Here is a 16,806-nt window from a genome sequence, read left to right on the forward strand (position 1 = left end):
TGAAGGCTCGTGATCACGCTGATGCGGTTACGGTTTCGTCGGCGGACAGTGTGTCGCACAGGCTTTCGGCCAGTGCGCGGACGGTGTTGACTCCCATCGCCGTGATTCGGATGCCCGTCTCGGCCTCGATGCGGGTACGAAGCTCGAGGTTGCCCAGCGAGTCGAGCCCGTATTCGGACAGTGGGCGATCCGGATCGATCGCGCGACGCAGGATCAGGCCGACCTGTTCGGCGATCAGCCGGCGCAGATGCGTCGGCCACTCTTCCCGTGGCAGCGCCGCCAACTCGGCGCGCAATCTCCTTCCCTCGGTGGAACCTTGGCCCGCCGATTTGAACGCCGACGCGAACGGGCTGCGTTGCGCGAACGCGGTCAGCCACGGCGTGCCCAGGATCGGGGCGTAGCCGGTGTAGACGCGGTCGTAGCGCAGTAGCGACTCGAACGCGTACGCGCCCTCGTCGGGCAGGATCGCCCCGTCGCCTTCGGCCAGCGCGGTGCCACGACCGATCTCGGCCCACGCTCCCCATGCGATGGCACTGGCCGGAAGGCCTTGTGCCCGACGCCAATGTGTGAACGCGTCCAGCCAGCTGTTGGCGGCGGCATAGGCGCCCTGGCCCGGCGACCCGACCAGCGCCGCCGCCGACGAGAACGAGCAGAACCAGTCCAGCGGCTGCGACGCCGTCGCCTGGTGCAGGTTCCAGGCGCCGTATACCTTTGGCGCCCAGTCGCGTTCGACGAGCTCGTCGGTGATGTTGGGCAATGTGGCATCCTCGACGACTGCAGCCGCGTGCAGCACGCCGCGCAGCGGCAACCCGGTGGCCGTCGCCGCCGCCACCAGGCGCTCGGCCGTCCCCGCGGCGGCGATATCGCCGCACTCGACCACGATGTCGGCGCCGGTGGCGCTGATCAGCTCGATGATTTCCTGCGCCTTGACGGTCGGCTGGCTGCGCGACGTGAGCACGATGCGTCCACATCCGGCCGCGGCCATCTTCTCGGCGAGGAACAGGCCCAGACCGCCAAGACCACCGGTGACGATGTACGCACCGTCACTGCGGAACACCGGAACCTGCTCCGGCGGCACCACTACCTGGCTGTGTCCGGTGTGCGGCACGTCGAGCACCAACTTGCCCGTGTGTTGCGCTCCGCCGATCTGCCGGATCGCCGTGGCCGCCTCGGCGAGCGGGTAATGCGTGATGTCCGGCAAGGGCAGCGAGCCGTCCGCGGTCAGTTGGTACACCTTGTCCAGCAGCCTCCGGATCTTGTCCGGATGGGTGACGGTCATCAGCGCGAGGTCGACGGCGTAGAACGACAGGTTGCGGCGGAACGGGAACAGACCCAGGCGGGTGTCGCCGTAGATGTCCCGCTTGCCGATTTCGACGAACCGCCCGCCGAACGCGAGCAGCTCGAGGCCCGCGCGCTGCGCTGCGCCGGTCACGGAGTTGAGCACGATGTCCACGCCGTATCCGTCGGTGTCGCGGCGGATCTCGTCGGCGAACGCGGTGCTGCGGGAGTCGTAGACGTGCTCGATCCCCCAGTCGCGCAACAGCTGTCGCCGCTGTTCGCTGCCTGCGGTGGCGAAGATCTCCGCACCCGCGGCCCTGGCGACCGCAATCGCGGCCTGCCCCACCCCACCGGTCGCGGAGTGGATCAGCACCTTGTCGTCCGAGGAGATCCTGGCCAGTTCTTCAAGGCCGAGCCATACGGTCGCGTATGCCAGACCGACCGCGGCCGCTTCGTGCTCCTTGAGGTTGGCGGGCAAGGCGGTCGCGAGGTTGGCTTCACACGTCACGAACGTGCCCCAGCAGCCGTTGGCAGATACCCCGCCGACACGGTCGCCGACCTTGTGAGTCGTGACGCCTGGCCCGACCGCGGTGACCACGCCACCGAACTCAGAGCCGAGTTCCGGCAGCCGCCCGTCGAAGCTCGGGCACCGGCCGAACGCGACAAGGACGTCGGCGAAGTTGATGCTCGACGCGCTCACCGCGACCTCGATCTGACCCGGTCCCGGCGGAACCCGGTCGAACGCAACGAGTTCCAGCGATTCCAGGTCACCTGGCGTGCGAACCTGCAGCCGCATTCCGCCACGGTCGTTGTCGGCCGTCGTGGTGCGCCGCTCGTCGGCGCGCAGCGGAGCGGGGCACAACCGGGCCGTGTACCACTGGCCGTCGCGCCAAGCCGTCTCGTCCTCGTCCGACCCCGCGAGCAGCTGGCGAGCCAACTGCTCACTGTCCGTTGCCTCGTCGACGTCGATCTGGGTGGGACGCAACCGCGGATGCTCCATGCCCATCGCCCGCACGAAGCCGCGAAGCCCCGCCTGCTCCAAGTTTGGAATGTCTTCGGCGACAACGATTTGCGCGTTGCGGGCCACCACGTACAGGCGCGGCGGCTCACCGAGCACCTCGGGTAGCTCGCGCGTAATCCGCACCACATGACGCACGCAGTCGCCGCCGCGAACCCCGGTCTCGGCGTCCGTGTCGCCGTGCGACGGACCCGTCACGACAACCACACCCGTCAACGCCTGCTCGGCCAGGTAAGAGGCCAGCAGTTCGGCGTTGGCCTCGTGGTCGCTGAGCTGCGGCCAGGCCATCGTCGTGCACTCGGCGCCAGCGGATTTCAGCGCGTCGCTGAGGCTCGCGGCAAGGGCATTGCCGTTGTTGCTGGTGTTGATCAGCAGCCATGTACCCGCGTCGACAGCGTCGGCCTCGGGCAGCTCACGCTGCTGCCATTCGATGGTCAGCAGTCGATCGTTGAGCTGGCGTTCGGCCTGAGCTGTCTCCGAGGCGCCGGCGCCAAGCTGCAGACCGATCACGCTGAGCAGGACCGTGCCGTGCTCGTCGAGCACCTCGAGGTCCGCCTCGATGCCGTCGGCGTCGGCCTTGATGACCCGGCTGTAGCAGTAGTGGGCGTTTCGGGCTGACCCGTAGGCGCGAAGCCGGCGTACGCCCAACGGGAGCAACATGCCACCGGTGGCCGCGTTCTGCACGTCGGGATGGGCCACCACCGACTGGAAGCAGGCGTCCAGCAGCGCCGGATGCACGCCGTAGCCGCCTTGTTGTGACCGCAGCGGGCCGGGCAGCGCGACGGCGGCCAGCACCGTGTCCTTCGGCGCATCCGCGGTGTAAGCGGTCGCCAGCCCCGCGAAGGCGGCGCCGTGGTGGATACCGACGGTGTTGAACGCGGCCCGCAGGTCGGCCCCGTCGACGTCGTTGGGATGCGCCGCGAGCAGACCGTCGATGTCGTAAGCGGCGGGCTCGTCGGCGGACACGTCGGCCTGCAAGACCGCGGTGGCCCGTTTGGTGCGCTCGCCTGCCTGATAGGTCTCGACCGCGAATTCGACGACGCCCGGCGACAACACCGACGCCGATGCGGACACCGGCGTCTCCTCGTCGAGCAGCAGCATCTGCTCGAAAGACACGTCGCGGACTTCGCTGGAATCTCCGAGGACGGCGCGCGCAGCCGCCAACGCCATCTCGCAATAGGCCGCGCCCGGCAACACGGCGACCTCGTGCACCTGATGGTCGCTGAGCCACGGCTGCGCTTCGGTGCCAACCTCGCCCTGCCACATGTGCCGCTCCGGCTCCTCCGGCAGCACGACGTGCGAACCCAACAGCGGGTGCACCGAAATCGTGCATGCGCCGCGCGCAGTGGAGTCGTGCCCGTCGCGGTCCAACAGCAACGACGCGTGCGTCCAGGTGGGCAGCGGGGCATCCATTAGCCGGCCGGCGGGATAGAGCACCGAAAAGTCAACTACCGCACCGACACTGTGCAGATCGGCCACGAACCCGCGCAGCCCGTGGGGCAGCTCCTGCTGGCGACGCATCCCCGCCATCACCGCCAGGGGCACGTCCAGACTGCGCGCTGTCTGCTCGACGGCGTGAGTCAGCAACGGGTGGGGCGACAGCTCCGCGAACACCCGGTGGCCATCCTCCAAAGCGGCCTGCACCGCGGCCGCGAATCGCACGGTGTGACGCAGGTTGTCCACCCAGTAGTACGCATCCCACTCCGCCAGATCACGCGGGTCGTACAGGGTCGCCGAATAGTGCGGGATCTCCGGTTCCATCGGATTCAAGTCGGCCAGCACCTCGGCGAGCTCGTCGAGGATCGGATCGACCTGCGGTGAGTGAGACGCGACGTCGACGGCGACCTCACGAGCCATCACCCCGCGCTCCTCCCACGCGGCGACCAGATCGCGAATCGCTTGCGTGGCGCCGCCGACCACCGTCGACTGAGGTGAGGCGACAACCGAAAGCACGACATCGGTTGCACCACGCGCAGCCAGCTCCGAAAGCACTTGCTGGGCAGGCAGTTCCACGGATGCCATGGCTCCGGAACCTGAGATGCGCGACATCAACCGCGACCGCCTGCAGATGACCTTCACACCGTCTTCGAGCGTCAACGCGCCGGCAACGACGGCGGCCGCGACCTCACCCATGGAATGCCCGATGACGGCACCGGGGATCACGCCGTAGGACTTCATCGTCGCGGCCAGTGCGACCTGCACGGCGAATACGGTGGGCTGAATCCGGTCGATCCCGGTAATTGTCTCCGGCGCCGACATCGCTTCTGTGACAGAGAAATCCGATTCTCTGGCGATCAACGGCTCGAGCTCGGCGACCGTCGCGGCGAAGACCGGCTCCCGTGCCAGCAGCTCGGCGCCCATCCCGGCCCACTGTGAGCCCTGTCCGGAGAACACCCATACCGGCCCGCGGTCGTCCTGCGCGACGGCAGGCTGGTACGGGGTATCCCCGTCGGCGACCTCTCGCAATGCCGTGATCAGCTCGTCGCGGGTGCTGGCGATCACCGACGTCCGCACGGAACGGTGCCCGCGACGGCGCGTCAGGGTGTAGGCCAGGTCCGTCAAATCGATTGCGGGCCCGCGGCCGTTGCCATCTCCGCTCTGCGCAACCCAGTCGGCGAGCCGGCCTGCGGTCCGGCGCAGTTCGTCGGCAGATGTGGACGACAACGGGAACAGCAGGGGGCCATCCAGGTTGGGTCGTGCCGGCTCAGCAGCTTGCGGCTCGGGGGCTTGTTCCACGATGGCGTGCACATTCGTGCCCGACAGTCCGTAGGCCGAGACCCCGGCACGCCGGGGATGCTCTCCGTTGGTCGGCCACGCCGTATTAACCTGCGGCACAAACAGTTTCGTGTCGATCTTGGCAAGGTCATCTGGCAAACGGCTGAAGTGCAGATTCTGCGGTATGACACCGTGCTGGACCGCGAGGACCGCCTTCATCACCCCAAGAGCGCCCGCCGCTGATTGGGTGTGGCCGAAGTTGGTCTTGACCGACGCCAGCGCGCAGGGGCCGTCGGTGCCGTAGACCTTGGCCACGCTCGAGTACTCGAGAGGATCGCCGACCGGCGTACCGGTCCCATGGGCTTCGACCAGGCCGACGCTGCCGCCATCCACACCAGCCACCGCCAGGGCGGCTTGGTACACCGCGGTCTGGGCCTCCGCCGACGGTGTCGCGATGTTGATCGTTCGTCCATCGTTGTTCGTGGCGGTGCCGCGGATCACGGCCAGGATGCGGTCCCCATCGGCTACCGCGTCGTCGAGCCTCTTGAGTGTCAAGACGACACAGCCTTCGGCGGAGACGAATCCGTCGGCCGCGATGTCGAAGGCATGGCACCGGCCGGTCGGCGAGAGCATCCCCGCCGCGGAGCCGCCTGCCGCCTTACGCGGTTCCAGCAGCACCGAGACGCCGCCGGCCAGCGCGAGGTCACTCTCGCCGTTGTGGAGACTGCGGCACGCCGCGTGGATGGCGCTCAGGCCTGAAGAGCATGCGGTGTCGAGGGTGACGGCGGGACCGTGGACCCCGAGCGCATAGGAGATGCGGCCGGACGCCAGGCTGAAGCTCGTCCCGGTGAACCCCCACGGCCCTTCCAGCGTCTGGGTGTCCGCGGCGAGATGCCCGTAGTCGTTGTGCGTCACTCCCATGAACACACCGGTCTGCGAACCGGCGACCGCCGACGGGTTCAGGCCGGCGTGCTCCACGGCCTCCCACGCGGTCTCCAGCAGCAACCGATGTTGGGGATCGATCGCGATGGCCTCGCGTTCGGTGATACCGAAAAAATCGTTGTCGAATGCCGAGACGTCGTCCAGGAACGCGCCCCACTTGGACACCGACCGCCCTGGCACACCGGGCTCGGGGTCGTAGTATTCCTCGGCATCCCATCGGTCAGCGGGGACCTCGCTAACAAAGTCATCGCCACGCAGCAACGCCTCCCACAGCTGCTCAGGCGAGTTAATGCCCCCCGGAAGTCGACACGACATTCCAATTACAGCAACGGGAATAGCGCGTACTTGATCCACGTATGTTCGCCCCTTCTCAAAGCGCAATTGGGAAAGTGGGATTGTATTAGGAAACCGGCAAGAATGTACGCCAAGTCACGTGCGGAACACCAATGGAACAGCCGGCCGGCAACGCTGTCTCGCCGCATGCACGTGGGCATCATTAATAGCAAACGCCGACAACAAATGTTGTCGGCCCATCCACCCACAGCTGCACAGTCCGCGTGCCCGCAGACTCCCCTTCTCGACCATGACGACCCCGCTTCTGGCTTCGCTCAACAGCAGATGTGCGAACGGGTCGGCAAAATCGTGAGCAGCGTGCCCGCTTATCAGCTCCGCAGGCCAGTCAGTCGTCTCTTCTGTTTGCCACGGCTGTGTCAGCACCGTCATGCAGGCGAATCTAGCAGGAGGTTCCCAGATCTGGGACATTATTCCCAGATTCGCCATCCGAGTGTCGCGCTGTGCGGCCGCCTACATTTATAGCAAATCTTTGAAGTTCGGAGGAACCTTATCTACGATGGCGTAAAGGTGTTTATGGCGGGGAATGGCAAATATAGCGGCCTCACAGGGAGTGTCGTCCGATCGGCCGACAGGCCTCTCACCAGCGGCAATCGGGGAGTATCGGCAACGCCACCAATAGTTAACGGACGACCGATGATGACTATCCACAGGCGTTATAAGTTGCGGATACCGATCAACCGTTTGGCTTGAACCGTTCCGACCTTATGGTTCGTATCATTTGGCGAACGGCCGTGAATTAGCCCGCGTACCAAACTGTGGACAGGTCGCCGTTGACGCGATCGTTGAAAACCTCGATAGTCATGCGGAAATGAACAGTTTGTGTTAATGCGGCAACGAATAGACGAATCACCATGATTGGCTTAGAGTGTCTAATCGATTCCTGCGTCGAAGGCATTCGGCATGGCATTAGCAACACTCATCGCGATCACCTTGACGTGCATTGCATGGAGTCTGTGGATCCGCCGGGTTACGTGGTCATGCCGCTGGGAAGTCGCGGCAACCCTCAACATCGCACTGCAGGGCGCCGCCCTGTTTTTCATGTCGCCCTTCGCCTCGGAAACGGTCGGCCGGACGCTACACGCAATCAGTGGGGTGTGGAACCTCGAGGACTACATCGGCCACGACTGCTATGTCGTCGCGGCATCGGCGATCGTCTACAACGTCATCGGCCGGCTCGCCGACGACCACACCGTGGCGGCGTTGTTCAGGCGGCACGTCGAATTTCCGGCCACCTTGTGCATTCCGCTGCTGCTTGCGGCGTTCACGATCGGCAACGGGGCGAGCGTCTACCGGCCGGACTTCTTCGAGGTGCCGACCGATTTCTGGCTGAGCACCTACTGGCTGCTGCTCTGCGGAACACTCATCTACCTGTTGGCCTACGGCTCGCGGGCACTGCTCACTCTTCGCAAGGATCCACGATCGCGGTCCATCGCCACCTGGTACCTGGCGGCGTCGGCGAGCGGAATCATCGCGTGCATCATTCGGATCAGCACCGCCTGCGTCCCGGCGCTGCAGTCGATCGAAGGCGGCACGCTGGTGTGGTTCTTCGCATGCACGTGTGGCGCAGGATTCGCGCTGGCGTCGGCGCACTCGTGGAGAACCAAGATGAAGTGGTTCAGCGGGGCCAACCGGTAGCGACCTATCGTCCCTGAATAGCTCATGACACCGCGGGCTGGAAGGAAGACGATTGAGCGCGAGACAAGCATTCATGGCCGAGGCATGTCGGCTGGCCAAAGAGTCGGTCGACAACGGGTGGGGCGGTCCGTTCGGCGCAGTCCTGGTCAAGGACGACAAGATCGTGGCGCGAGGTCAGAACCGCGTCTTGCTCACAGGGGATCCCACCTGCCATGCCGAGATCGAAGCGATCCGTGCGGCGTCGTTCATCTTGAACCCAGAGGCGCCGTCCATCGCCGCCGATCGGGTGAACCAGTCACTGCTGGAGCTGGTTCCGCGGCCGGAAGGTTCGACGGATCCCGCTCCTGAACGCGCCAAAATGCTGATGGGACACGACCTCTACACCAGCGGTGCGCCATGCCCGATGTGCATGAGCGCCATCTACTGGGCGCGCATCGACGCGGTGTATTTCGCCAGCGACCTCGAGGCGACCCGCGAGATCGGTTTCGACGACGCGTTCCAGTACGAAGACTTCGTCAAGCCGCTGGACGAGCGTCGCATCCGCATCGAGCAGTTCGAACCTCAACTGGCAACGGCCGCCTACGCGGCCTGGGCCACACGCCCCAACAAGCATCCCTACTGATATCGGCGGGACGCCGCGGGCAATTTCATTGACGCCTGTCATTGACGGGTGCCAACGAGTGGACGTAGGGTCGCTTTCATGCAGTCGCCAGCCGGAGGCGTTCGGGAAGCTCGACGGCTCGAAACCCGCGCACGACTATTCGATGCCGCGCTGACCGAGATCGCGAAGCGCGGATTGGCCGCCGCCGATGTCAGTGCGATCGCCGATGCGGCGGGCGTGGTGCGGGGGACGTTCTACTTCCATTTCCCGACAAAAGAGCACGTCCTTGTCGAATTGGAACGCATCGAGGAAACGAAGATCGTCGCTGAACTCGGCGAAGCCACCGGCGATCTGGCGACGACGCTGTCTGCGCTGGTGCATCACGTGCTCGATGCTGAAAGTCGTTTAGGCGCGGTCATTTTCAGGGACATGCTGGGATTGCACTTCTCGTCAACGCGTCCCGTCGAGGACGAGCTGGCGCAGCACCCGCTGGCGGAGTTCCTGGTGAGCGCGATCAGGCGGGCGCAAGCCGCAGGGCGGGTCTCAGAAGGTACAGATGCCGCGGAACTCGGGATGTTCTTCCTGACCGGACTCTTCGCGCTGCTTGCCACCGGCGCAAATGACGCAGGCCTTCTGAGTCGGTACGTGACAACGATTGTCAAGGGAATGGAGAACCGATGAACGACAACGGTATTGACGGCTACAGAGACTTCCTTGCTAGGCGTGACGGCGAAGCCGACCTGCTCAATCGGAGGTTGGCGAATCGAGAGCAATTCTTCAACGAGCTCGAGGCCAACCCCGTCCGATCAGTCCATCCGGCAGACCGACCGACCTTTCTTCGGAACCTGCGGCGGCGCCGACCCGAACCTGGCCTGGACAAGAAGATGCTGTTCCTGCTGGCCACCGCCAAGCTCAATCAGGCGGAACGATTCGGTGTCGGACTCGGCGAAACGTACGGGCGCAACAGCGATGAGAATCTGCCGCCCGAGAACGTGTACCTAGAACTCGAAGAGCACTACCACACCCGGCTTCTGGCATACGTGCTCGATGTATTCGACCTGGCGTTCCAAGTGGTTCCACCGCCGTTCGTGATGCGACAGTTCGTCAAGACCGGGGTGTTTCTCCCCGAACGGCTCGGCATCATGTTCGTTGGAGCCGCAGAGATGGCCGGCTGCATCTTGTTCGACGAACTGCGCCGCGTCGGCGTCAGACTGTTCGCCGAGGAACCCGAAGTCGCGGAACGGATCGAACTGCTTTACAGCGACATCCTCACCGACGAAATCGGCCACGTCGGCTACTGCGCCTCACGCTGCACCACCGCAGAACGGGCAATCATGCGTCGTCTCTACCCACTCATTGGACGACTCTTCGCCCGCCAAACCGCTGAAATCAGCCTGCTCATCGACCCGAAGGAATTGCACGCCCGACTCGACCGGCCGTTCAACGTCGAGGAACTCACCGCGGACCTGAGCAACGAGACGTACCTCGTCGCGCACCCGTGATCAGATGCACCCTGACCAGTTCAATCTTGGTGGAGCTAAGGGGAATCGAACCCCTACGAATTGCTCACGAAATAGCATCTGAGCTGCGACGATTGTTCTTCCGGTGAGTTACGCGATGTCGCGATGTACTGGCGATATGCCTCGGTGTGTTACGCGACGTAACAGTGCTGGCGGCAGGCTGGTGGCTATGCCTCACTGGCTCACTATCCGCTGCGGCCCGCGGACAACCGTAAAGATCACGGGTTCCAGAGCGGCTACGACGGAGGTCGGATCAACTGCTCTCGCGCTTCATGGCACCTTCGCGTGACTGACGTTCGCTTCGATAATCGCGACTAATGTCGGCTTCGAGACGAAGCTACCGCTTCTGCGCCCCACGGTACCGATGACCAATTATGTTGCTCACCAGAGATATTCCCGGCCGCATGGATAATCTCTATTATCCATGAAGGATGTGGTCGTTTTCATTCCAGGCCGGAATGGTCGGGGTTAACGTTTCCATTCCGGTTCCTGTCGCCTACCACACCTTCGGCGGATAGAAGCGTTTCGACTTCGGTGATCTCAACCAGCACGGCCCCGCGGCGATCCAGTTCTACCCCAGCTTCGGTAATCCCTGCCGTCGCCGATCGACGTCGCCTCCGACGCAGGGCGTCCCAGCACCGGTAAGCACGACGACGCGGGCCTCCCAGTCGCTGGCGATCCGCTGCCATACGGTGCAGACCGCCAGATGAAGTTCATCGGAGAGTGCACTGAGGCTGTCGGGCTTGTTCAGGGTCACAATGCGGACGGCTCCGCCCGACTCGACCGTGAGGATGCCTCGCTCACGGTGTCTTGCTCCTTAGGTTTGATCAATTCCCTTTTCCGTGGTGCGCCGCGCACACCGTGGCCGACACCGCATTCGGCGGACAGATCGTCACCGTGCTCCCTTCGGGACGACCTCACCGCCCGGAGTCATCAAGACCTCCTTCGTGTCGCCCGCCGTCACGAGGGTGTACATACGGTCGGCTAACGCCTGCGGATCGAGCTCACCTTCGCGGACCTGACCCTCGATACCTATCGCCCCGGCCGCGGTATAGAACGCCGAGTGCACGCCCGTGTCACTCAGGCTCGCTCCAAGGGTGAGCGCGTAATTCCGCAGCCCCGCCATGGCTGGGCCGAGGTTGCCGAACATCGGCAGTGGCAGCCGCGCTGAACCGCCGCCGACGAATACCAGCGAACCGCGCCCGCGTGCGACCATGCGCTTCACCAGTATCTCGCCTACCGCGACAGCGCCGAGCACCAGCGCGGTCAAATGGGGAGCGACGTTGGCCACGGTCGCATCGCGTACGTCGACGATCGAGTCGTCCCCGCGCGGCTGATAGATCACCGCGTCGATGGGCTGCCGATCGTCCAGCCCGACCACGAGTCGGCTCAACTCCTCGTGCCGGGTCACGTCACCGACGTGGGCCTCGCAACGCACACCGTCGTCGCGCAGGGACTGCACGAGCTTTTCAAGCCGCGCCGAGTTTCGTGCAACGAGCTGCACATCCCAGTCGTTGCTGCCGAATGCACGGGCAGTTGCGCGCGCGAAGCCGGCCCCGGCCCCCACGATCACCAGGTTGTGCGACATGATCCCCATCCCTTGGACAATCGTCGTTTATCACTAAACATATAACCATATCTTTGCGTCCGTATCTCTTGCGCCGACGACCAGCTGCGCCACCGAGGGGACTAGTGGCGACGCATGCGCTGAACCCCCTGATAGAGCGGCGCGCTCCGGACTACGGACAACCAAGGGTTCGCGTCACGGGCCAAAGGGCGGATCTGATCTCAACAAACGACTTGGAGGTGTCCGATGACTGTTGCGTCTGTTCTGACAACGGAGAAGGACCTGGCGGCTCGTTTCGCCCGCGAAGCTGAGCCGCTATTCGACGTCCTGATGCGTGGCGCGCGGCGGCTGACCCGCAATGACGCCGACGCCGAAGATCTGTTGCAAGACGCACTCCTGCACGCGTACGCCGGATTTGGCACGTTCCGTGACGGCAGTAACCTCAAGGCCTGGCTGTTCCGGATTCTGTACAACCGGTGGATAAGCGCGTACCGCGCCAAACAGTCCCGCCCTTCGGAGGTTTCGGTCGACGAGCTCGACCTCGCCGATCACGCGGCGTGTTCGGCCGAAGCGGAGGCACTAGATATGTTGCCTGACAACGAGATCAAAGCGGCGATGGCTGCCTTACCTGACGGCTTCCGGGCAGCGGTGTTCTACGCCGACGTCCAGGGACACACCCTGGCCGAAACCGCCGCGATCATGGGCATCCCGCCCGGCACCGTCCTGTCTCGGGTGTCACGCGGCCGGCAGCGATTGCGCATCGCACTGCCTGACGTTGCTTGACGTCGGTTAGGGTGCAGCCATGAGTGACGCCCCCGCTATCACCGGCATCCACCACTTCTCCGTGACGGTTCGTGACATCGAAGCCAGCGTGGCCTGGTATCAGCGGGTGTTCAACGCTGACCGGGTCCCGATGGAATTCCCCCATTACGAGCGCGAGGACACCGGTTACGCCGTCTTGCTCGTCGAGCCGCGTTCGGGCCTGGCCATCGGTCTGCACAAGAACATTGGCAATACCGGTGACCAATTCGACGAAGCCCGAACGGGTTTGGACCATGTGGGTTTCAATGTGGCCACGCGTGAAGAGCTCGAAGCGTGGGTTGTGTGGCTCGACGACCTGGGCGTCGAGCACTCCGGCATCCGAACGGGCGACGCACCGTTTGCCTTCGCCACATTGGTGTTCCGCGATCCGGACAACATCCAACTCGAGCTCATCACGTTGCCCTGACGTCTAGGCTCACGCCGTTGCGCCGAAATCTGCGGCCAGATGCGGCCTAGGTCGTGTCTGACAAAGTTTCAGGGTGTCGTGCCTGAGGCTTGAGCTATGTCGCGGTTTCAGTTGCTTACCGATGCTCAGTGGTCGTTGATTGAAGATCTGCTTCCGGGCCGGACAGGTAAGCGGGGCAGGCCCTTTCAAGATGCTCGCTCGATGGTCGAGGGAATCATCTACCGGGACCGGTGCGGGATCGCCTGGCGAGATGTGCCCGAGGTGTACGGGCCGTGGCAGTCGATCTGGACCTGGCATCGACCGATGAGCGCCCAGGGCGTTTGGGATGTCGTGCTGGCGCGTTTGCTGGCTGCGGCCGAGGAAGCCGGGATCATCGACTGGGCTGTGGCGGTGGATTCTACGATCGCCCGCGCTCATCAACACGCCACCAACATCACCCGCGACACAGGGGGCTGGGTCGAATTACACGAATCTGGCGAGCGAGCCGCCTGACCACGGCATTGGCCGCTCCCGCGGAGGGTTGACCAGCAAGATTCATCACCTCGTCGATGGTCGCGGGCGGCCGTTGGTGGCGCTCGTGGGCGCTGGCCAAGCCCACGACGGCCCCGTGCTGGAGCATTTGCTCGCGCACCTGAAGGTCGATCGCCGCCGTGGTGGACGACCACGCACCCGTCCCGATCGCGTCCGCGGCGACAAGGCCTACTCCAGCCGAGCAACACGACAACGACTACGCCGGCGCGGCATAGTCGCGGTCATTCCCGAACCGTCCGACCAGATCGCTCACCGCAAACGTCGAGGTGTGCGCGGCGGCCGGCCGCCAGCCTTCAACGCCGAGGATTACAAGGGCCGCAACCTCGTTGAACGAAACTTCAACGAGGTCAAGCAATGGCGCTGACTGGCCACCCGCTACGACAAACTCGCCCTCGTCTACCGTGGCGCAGCGGTCTTGCGCGCCGTCACACTGTGGTTACCGCATTTGTCGGACACGCCCTAGCCGGCACTCGGCGACCACGTCGGTGAGGGGGCCGAGGATAGCCGGCGCCAGGTCTCCCAATACACCGCGCTGCATTTCCGACATCAGCACAGCCGTGTGCTGGGGACGGATCAGGTTCGCCAGGGCAAAGGGATTGCCGTCTTCGTCATTCATCTTTGCCTCAGCGGAGGTAGGTGTAGCCGCCGTCGACCATCAGCGTCGACCCAGTCAGGTAGTTAGCGTCATCGGATGCCAGAAACGCCACCACACGCCCCACATCGGTCTCGGGATCGCCGATGCGCCCCACCGGCACATCAGGCAGCAAATCGGTGTCGCGCGACAATCCCATCTCGCCTTCGAACGTGCTCAGCCCATCGGTCTGCGTGAACGGGCACAACGCCAGGGCGCGGATTCCGTAGCGACCCCATTCGACGGCGGCGACCCGGGTAAGCGCGCGCATCGCCTCCTTGGCCATCGCGTAAGCGGCCATCGCCGGTGGCGCGGAGATACCGGCACCCGACGCAACATTGACGATCAGTCCCTTAGATTCGCGCAACGCCGGAAAAGCCGCCTGCATGAGGTGCACGGCGGCCATCGGGCCGGTCCGCCACGACTCGTCGAAGTCCTGCGGTGCCAGCTTGCGAATCGGGCCGTAGTTGAAGCTCTGTGCCGAGTGCACGAGCACGTCGAGCCGCCCCAGACCGGTGATGGCGGTGTCAACCGTGCGAGCTATGTTCTCGGCGTCGTTGACATCGCACTGGATTGCGATGGCCTTGGCGCCACGATCTTCGATCTCGGCGGCGGCGCGCTCGCAGCGCTGCAGGTTTCGCCCCGCCACCGCGATCGCAGCGCCCTTGTCGGCCATCGCCAACGCGATGCCGCGGCCGACCCCGCTGCTGCCGCCCGTGATGAGCACCGTGCGCCCGTGCAGAGATGTTCCCTGGTCGTTACTCATACGCGTGGTCCCTTGTTCGCTCATAGGGTTTACGGAGAATCCTTGGCCCGCATGGGCCGGTCGACCAGTTCGACGTGTAGGCCGTCGGGGTCGGACAAGAAGTTCACGGACAGATGTCCGATGGAGGTGCCCGCAAGGGCGAATCTCAGCTACGTCAACCTCAACACCGCTGCCCCTCAGGCGGTCATCGGGTCGACCATCTCGTTGGCGCTGCCGAGCCGGACGATTCTCGTCGAACTCACTGCGTTCACCCCGTGATTCTCCGGCCCTGCCGACATCCACTTCCCTCCTTTGCGAACGCACGCTACATTTACGCCAACACTGTTTTCGCACGCGACCACGACGTTGTCAATAGGTAGAAGGATGGCAGCCAGTGACGGCAGAACCGGCTCCGCTTCGCCGCGACGCCGTCGCACGCGGACTCGCCGATAGGCAGGCTGCCGCGGACGCCGCGGTCGGCCAACTGCTTCAAATCGCCCAACGTCAGATCCGGCGAGACGGCACAGTGGATCTGAGTTTGCGCGAGTTGCTCGACGAGGCTGGAATCGGCACCAGGTGGTTTTACCGGCACTTCGAAAGCAAAGAGGCGTTCCTGCTGGTCATGCTCGAAGACCTGTTCACGGATCTGGCCGAATACCTGCGCCGCGCAATGGACCACGCCGGGGCGCCCCGCGACCGCGTCATCGCCTGGATCAACGGCGTCCTCGATCAAGCCGAACCCAGCGTTGCCGAGCTGGGCCGGCCATTGCTCGCTCACGCCGCCCGGCTCAATCAGCAATTCCCCGCCGCCTACCGCGCAGTCAGCCATGCGATGCTGGCGCCGCTGACCGCAGCCATCGCCGCTGGCATCGCCGACGACACGCTGCGCAGCGCTGATAGCGCCGCCGACGCGCGGGCGATCTTCTTTATGACCCTGTCGATCATGCAGTCGCATGTATTGGAGGGCACAACGTGCTCAGAACAAGAGCGCGCCGGTATCGCTGACTTCGCCCTACGGGCGTTGAGCAGCAACAGCGGCTCGTGAAAACCGCGGGAACACAACCCAATTGCAAGGAGGCGCCCTTGTGGATCTAAGCGGCAAAGTCGCTATCGTCACGGGGGCGAGTGGGGGCATAGGCACGGCCATCGCGATCGAGCTGGCCCGTGCGGGCGCCGACGTCGCACTTATGGCGCGCAGCACTGCCGACTCCCCCAACGTCCAATCCTTTTCAAGCCAGCGCCGGGCCGAGCGGCTGTTAGACCGAGATCGGCCGATTCTTGGTGCGGCCGTCGCCGCTGGGGTGGTTGATATCGATCAGGTCGCGGGCGATCTGCTCGCGAACCCGGACACGGCCAACCTGACCAAGAGTGGCACGGTCATAGCACGCCACTATGCGGCGCCGACCTGTCAGCCCCCTGTGGGACTACGAAGCGCGCAACCCGTCCAGGACGATCTCCGTGAGCCGCGCGGCAATCTCAGGCTTATAGATCTGCATCGCCTGGGCGCCGACCACCAGAGCCTTGACGTCGGGGACGTCGACATCACCGCGCACCGTGCCTGCGTTCTGCGCCGCGTGCAACAAATCCCCGAGCAAGCCCAGGAACGCCTGCTCGGCCTCGGGCACCGTGGCTTTCACGTCGATACCTGACCCGGCGAGGGCCTCGGCCAGCCCGCGGTCGGTCGCACACTCCAAGACCATCGACCGCACGAAGGTGAACAGCGCCTCTCCTGGGTCGTCGGATGCCAGCAGCGCTCGGCCGTCGGCGACGATGTGGTTGAGGCGGTCCTCGATGACGGCGCGGTAGAGGTCTTCTTTCGTGGGGAAGTGCCGGTACACAGTGCCTGCGCCGACGCCCGCGCGCCGGGCGATCTCGTCGACAGGAACGCCCAGGCCCTCGGCCGCGAACGTCTCGTAAGCGACCTCAAGCACTCGGGCGCGATTGCGTGCCGCGTCGGCACGCAGCGGTCTGGCCGTGCCGGTCATCTCACTTCACCTCGGGAATAGATAAGCGGGGCATGCGTTCCGTATAGTCGTCATCA

Annotated in this window: 14 protein-coding genes and 3 pseudogenes; 11 read left to right on the plus strand and 6 right to left on the minus strand. The window is 64.6% G+C overall.

Annotation, left to right across the window (positions count from 1 at the left end; all coding sequences use genetic code 11):
- Nucleotides 1–13: 13 nt before the first annotated feature.
- Nucleotides 14–6,307 (minus strand): sulfolipid-1 biosynthesis phthioceranic/hydroxyphthioceranic acid synthase, encoded by a 6,294-nt coding sequence (gene pks2 / locus ACWW36_RS02955; RefSeq protein WP_456140122.1) that lies wholly within the window; start codon nt 6,305–6,307, stop codon nt 14–16.
- A 900-nt stretch (nt 6,308–7,207) separates the two neighbouring features.
- Here pks2 and ACWW36_RS02960 point away from each other — a divergent pair.
- The 5 genes and pseudogenes from ACWW36_RS02960 to ACWW36_RS02980 all read left to right on the plus strand — a co-directional run.
- On the plus strand, nt 7,208–7,942 hold the full coding sequence (locus ACWW36_RS02960; protein WP_456140123.1) for a hypothetical protein: 735 nt from the start codon (nt 7,208–7,210) through the stop codon (nt 7,940–7,942).
- Between the two features lie 52 nt (nt 7,943–7,994).
- Nucleotides 7,995–8,564 carry a nucleoside deaminase gene (locus ACWW36_RS02965; protein WP_456140124.1) on the plus strand — a complete coding sequence of 190 codons (570 nt, stop codon included), beginning with the start codon at nt 7,995–7,997 and terminating at the stop codon, nt 8,562–8,564.
- Between the two features lie 78 nt (nt 8,565–8,642).
- Nucleotides 8,643–9,224, plus strand: coding sequence for a TetR/AcrR family transcriptional regulator (locus ACWW36_RS02970; protein ID WP_456140125.1), 582 nt, complete (start codon nt 8,643–8,645; stop codon nt 9,222–9,224).
- Entirely contained in the window at nt 9,221–10,045 is an 825-nt protein-coding gene (locus tag ACWW36_RS02975; protein WP_456140126.1) for a hypothetical protein, read from the plus strand. The genes ACWW36_RS02970 and ACWW36_RS02975 overlap by 4 nt, the downstream gene beginning before the upstream one ends.
- 467 nt (nt 10,046–10,512) lie before the next feature.
- Nucleotides 10,513–10,578, plus strand: a pseudogene (locus tag ACWW36_RS02980) (hypothetical protein); the annotation flags it as partial.
- A gap of 56 nt (nt 10,579–10,634) precedes the next feature.
- Here ACWW36_RS02980 and ACWW36_RS02985 read toward each other — a convergent pair.
- Nucleotides 10,635–10,820 (minus strand): hypothetical protein, encoded by a 186-nt coding sequence (locus ACWW36_RS02985; protein WP_456140127.1) that lies wholly within the window; start codon nt 10,818–10,820, stop codon nt 10,635–10,637.
- Nucleotides 10,821–10,955: 135 nt separating this feature from the next.
- On the minus strand, nt 10,956–11,651 hold the full coding sequence (locus tag ACWW36_RS02990) for an SDR family NAD(P)-dependent oxidoreductase (RefSeq protein ID WP_456140128.1): 696 nt from the start codon (nt 11,649–11,651) through the stop codon (nt 10,956–10,958).
- 225 nt (nt 11,652–11,876) lie between these two features.
- On the opposite strand from ACWW36_RS02990, the gene ACWW36_RS02995 reads away from it, so the two are divergent.
- From ACWW36_RS02995 to ACWW36_RS03005, 3 genes and pseudogenes are all read left to right on the plus strand, one after another.
- Nucleotides 11,877–12,413, plus strand: coding sequence for a sigma-70 family RNA polymerase sigma factor (locus ACWW36_RS02995; RefSeq protein WP_456140129.1), 537 nt, complete (start codon nt 11,877–11,879; stop codon nt 12,411–12,413).
- Nucleotides 12,414–12,432: 19 nt separating this feature from the next.
- Nucleotides 12,433–12,858: a VOC family protein gene (locus ACWW36_RS03000; protein WP_456140130.1), complete on the plus strand. Its 426-nt coding sequence runs from the start codon at nt 12,433–12,435 to the stop codon at nt 12,856–12,858.
- 96 nt (nt 12,859–12,954) lie between these two features.
- Nucleotides 12,955–13,852: pseudogene (locus tag ACWW36_RS03005) on the plus strand (IS5 family transposase).
- Here the strand turns inward: ACWW36_RS03005 and ACWW36_RS03010 are convergent.
- Entirely contained in the window at nt 13,826–14,005 is a 180-nt protein-coding gene (locus ACWW36_RS03010) for a hypothetical protein (RefSeq protein ID WP_456142696.1), read from the minus strand. The pseudogene ACWW36_RS03005 and the gene ACWW36_RS03010 sit on opposite strands and share 27 nt — an antisense overlap.
- 7 nt (nt 14,006–14,012) lie before the next feature.
- Nucleotides 14,013–14,786: an SDR family NAD(P)-dependent oxidoreductase gene (locus tag ACWW36_RS03015; protein ID WP_456140131.1), complete on the minus strand. Its 774-nt coding sequence runs from the start codon at nt 14,784–14,786 to the stop codon at nt 14,013–14,015.
- A 120-nt stretch (nt 14,787–14,906) separates the two neighbouring features.
- Between ACWW36_RS03015 and ACWW36_RS03020 the strand changes: the two genes are divergently transcribed.
- From ACWW36_RS03020 to ACWW36_RS03030, 3 genes and pseudogenes are all read left to right on the plus strand, one after another.
- Nucleotides 14,907–15,044 carry a hypothetical protein gene (locus ACWW36_RS03020; protein WP_456140132.1) on the plus strand — a complete coding sequence of 46 codons (138 nt, stop codon included), beginning with the start codon at nt 14,907–14,909 and terminating at the stop codon, nt 15,042–15,044.
- Between the two features lie 115 nt (nt 15,045–15,159).
- Nucleotides 15,160–15,810, plus strand: coding sequence for a TetR/AcrR family transcriptional regulator (locus ACWW36_RS03025; protein ID WP_456140133.1), 651 nt, complete (start codon nt 15,160–15,162; stop codon nt 15,808–15,810).
- Between the two features lie 40 nt (nt 15,811–15,850).
- Nucleotides 15,851–15,925 (plus strand): annotated as a pseudogene (locus ACWW36_RS03030) (hypothetical protein); the annotation flags it as partial.
- 264 nt (nt 15,926–16,189) lie between these two features.
- On the opposite strand, the gene ACWW36_RS03035 reads toward ACWW36_RS03030, so the two are convergent.
- Entirely contained in the window at nt 16,190–16,750 is a 561-nt protein-coding gene (locus ACWW36_RS03035) for a TetR/AcrR family transcriptional regulator (protein ID WP_456140134.1), read from the minus strand.
- Between the last annotated feature and the right edge of the window lie 56 nt (nt 16,751–16,806).

This window comes from Mycobacterium sp. MMS18-G62, from assembly GCF_053877835.1.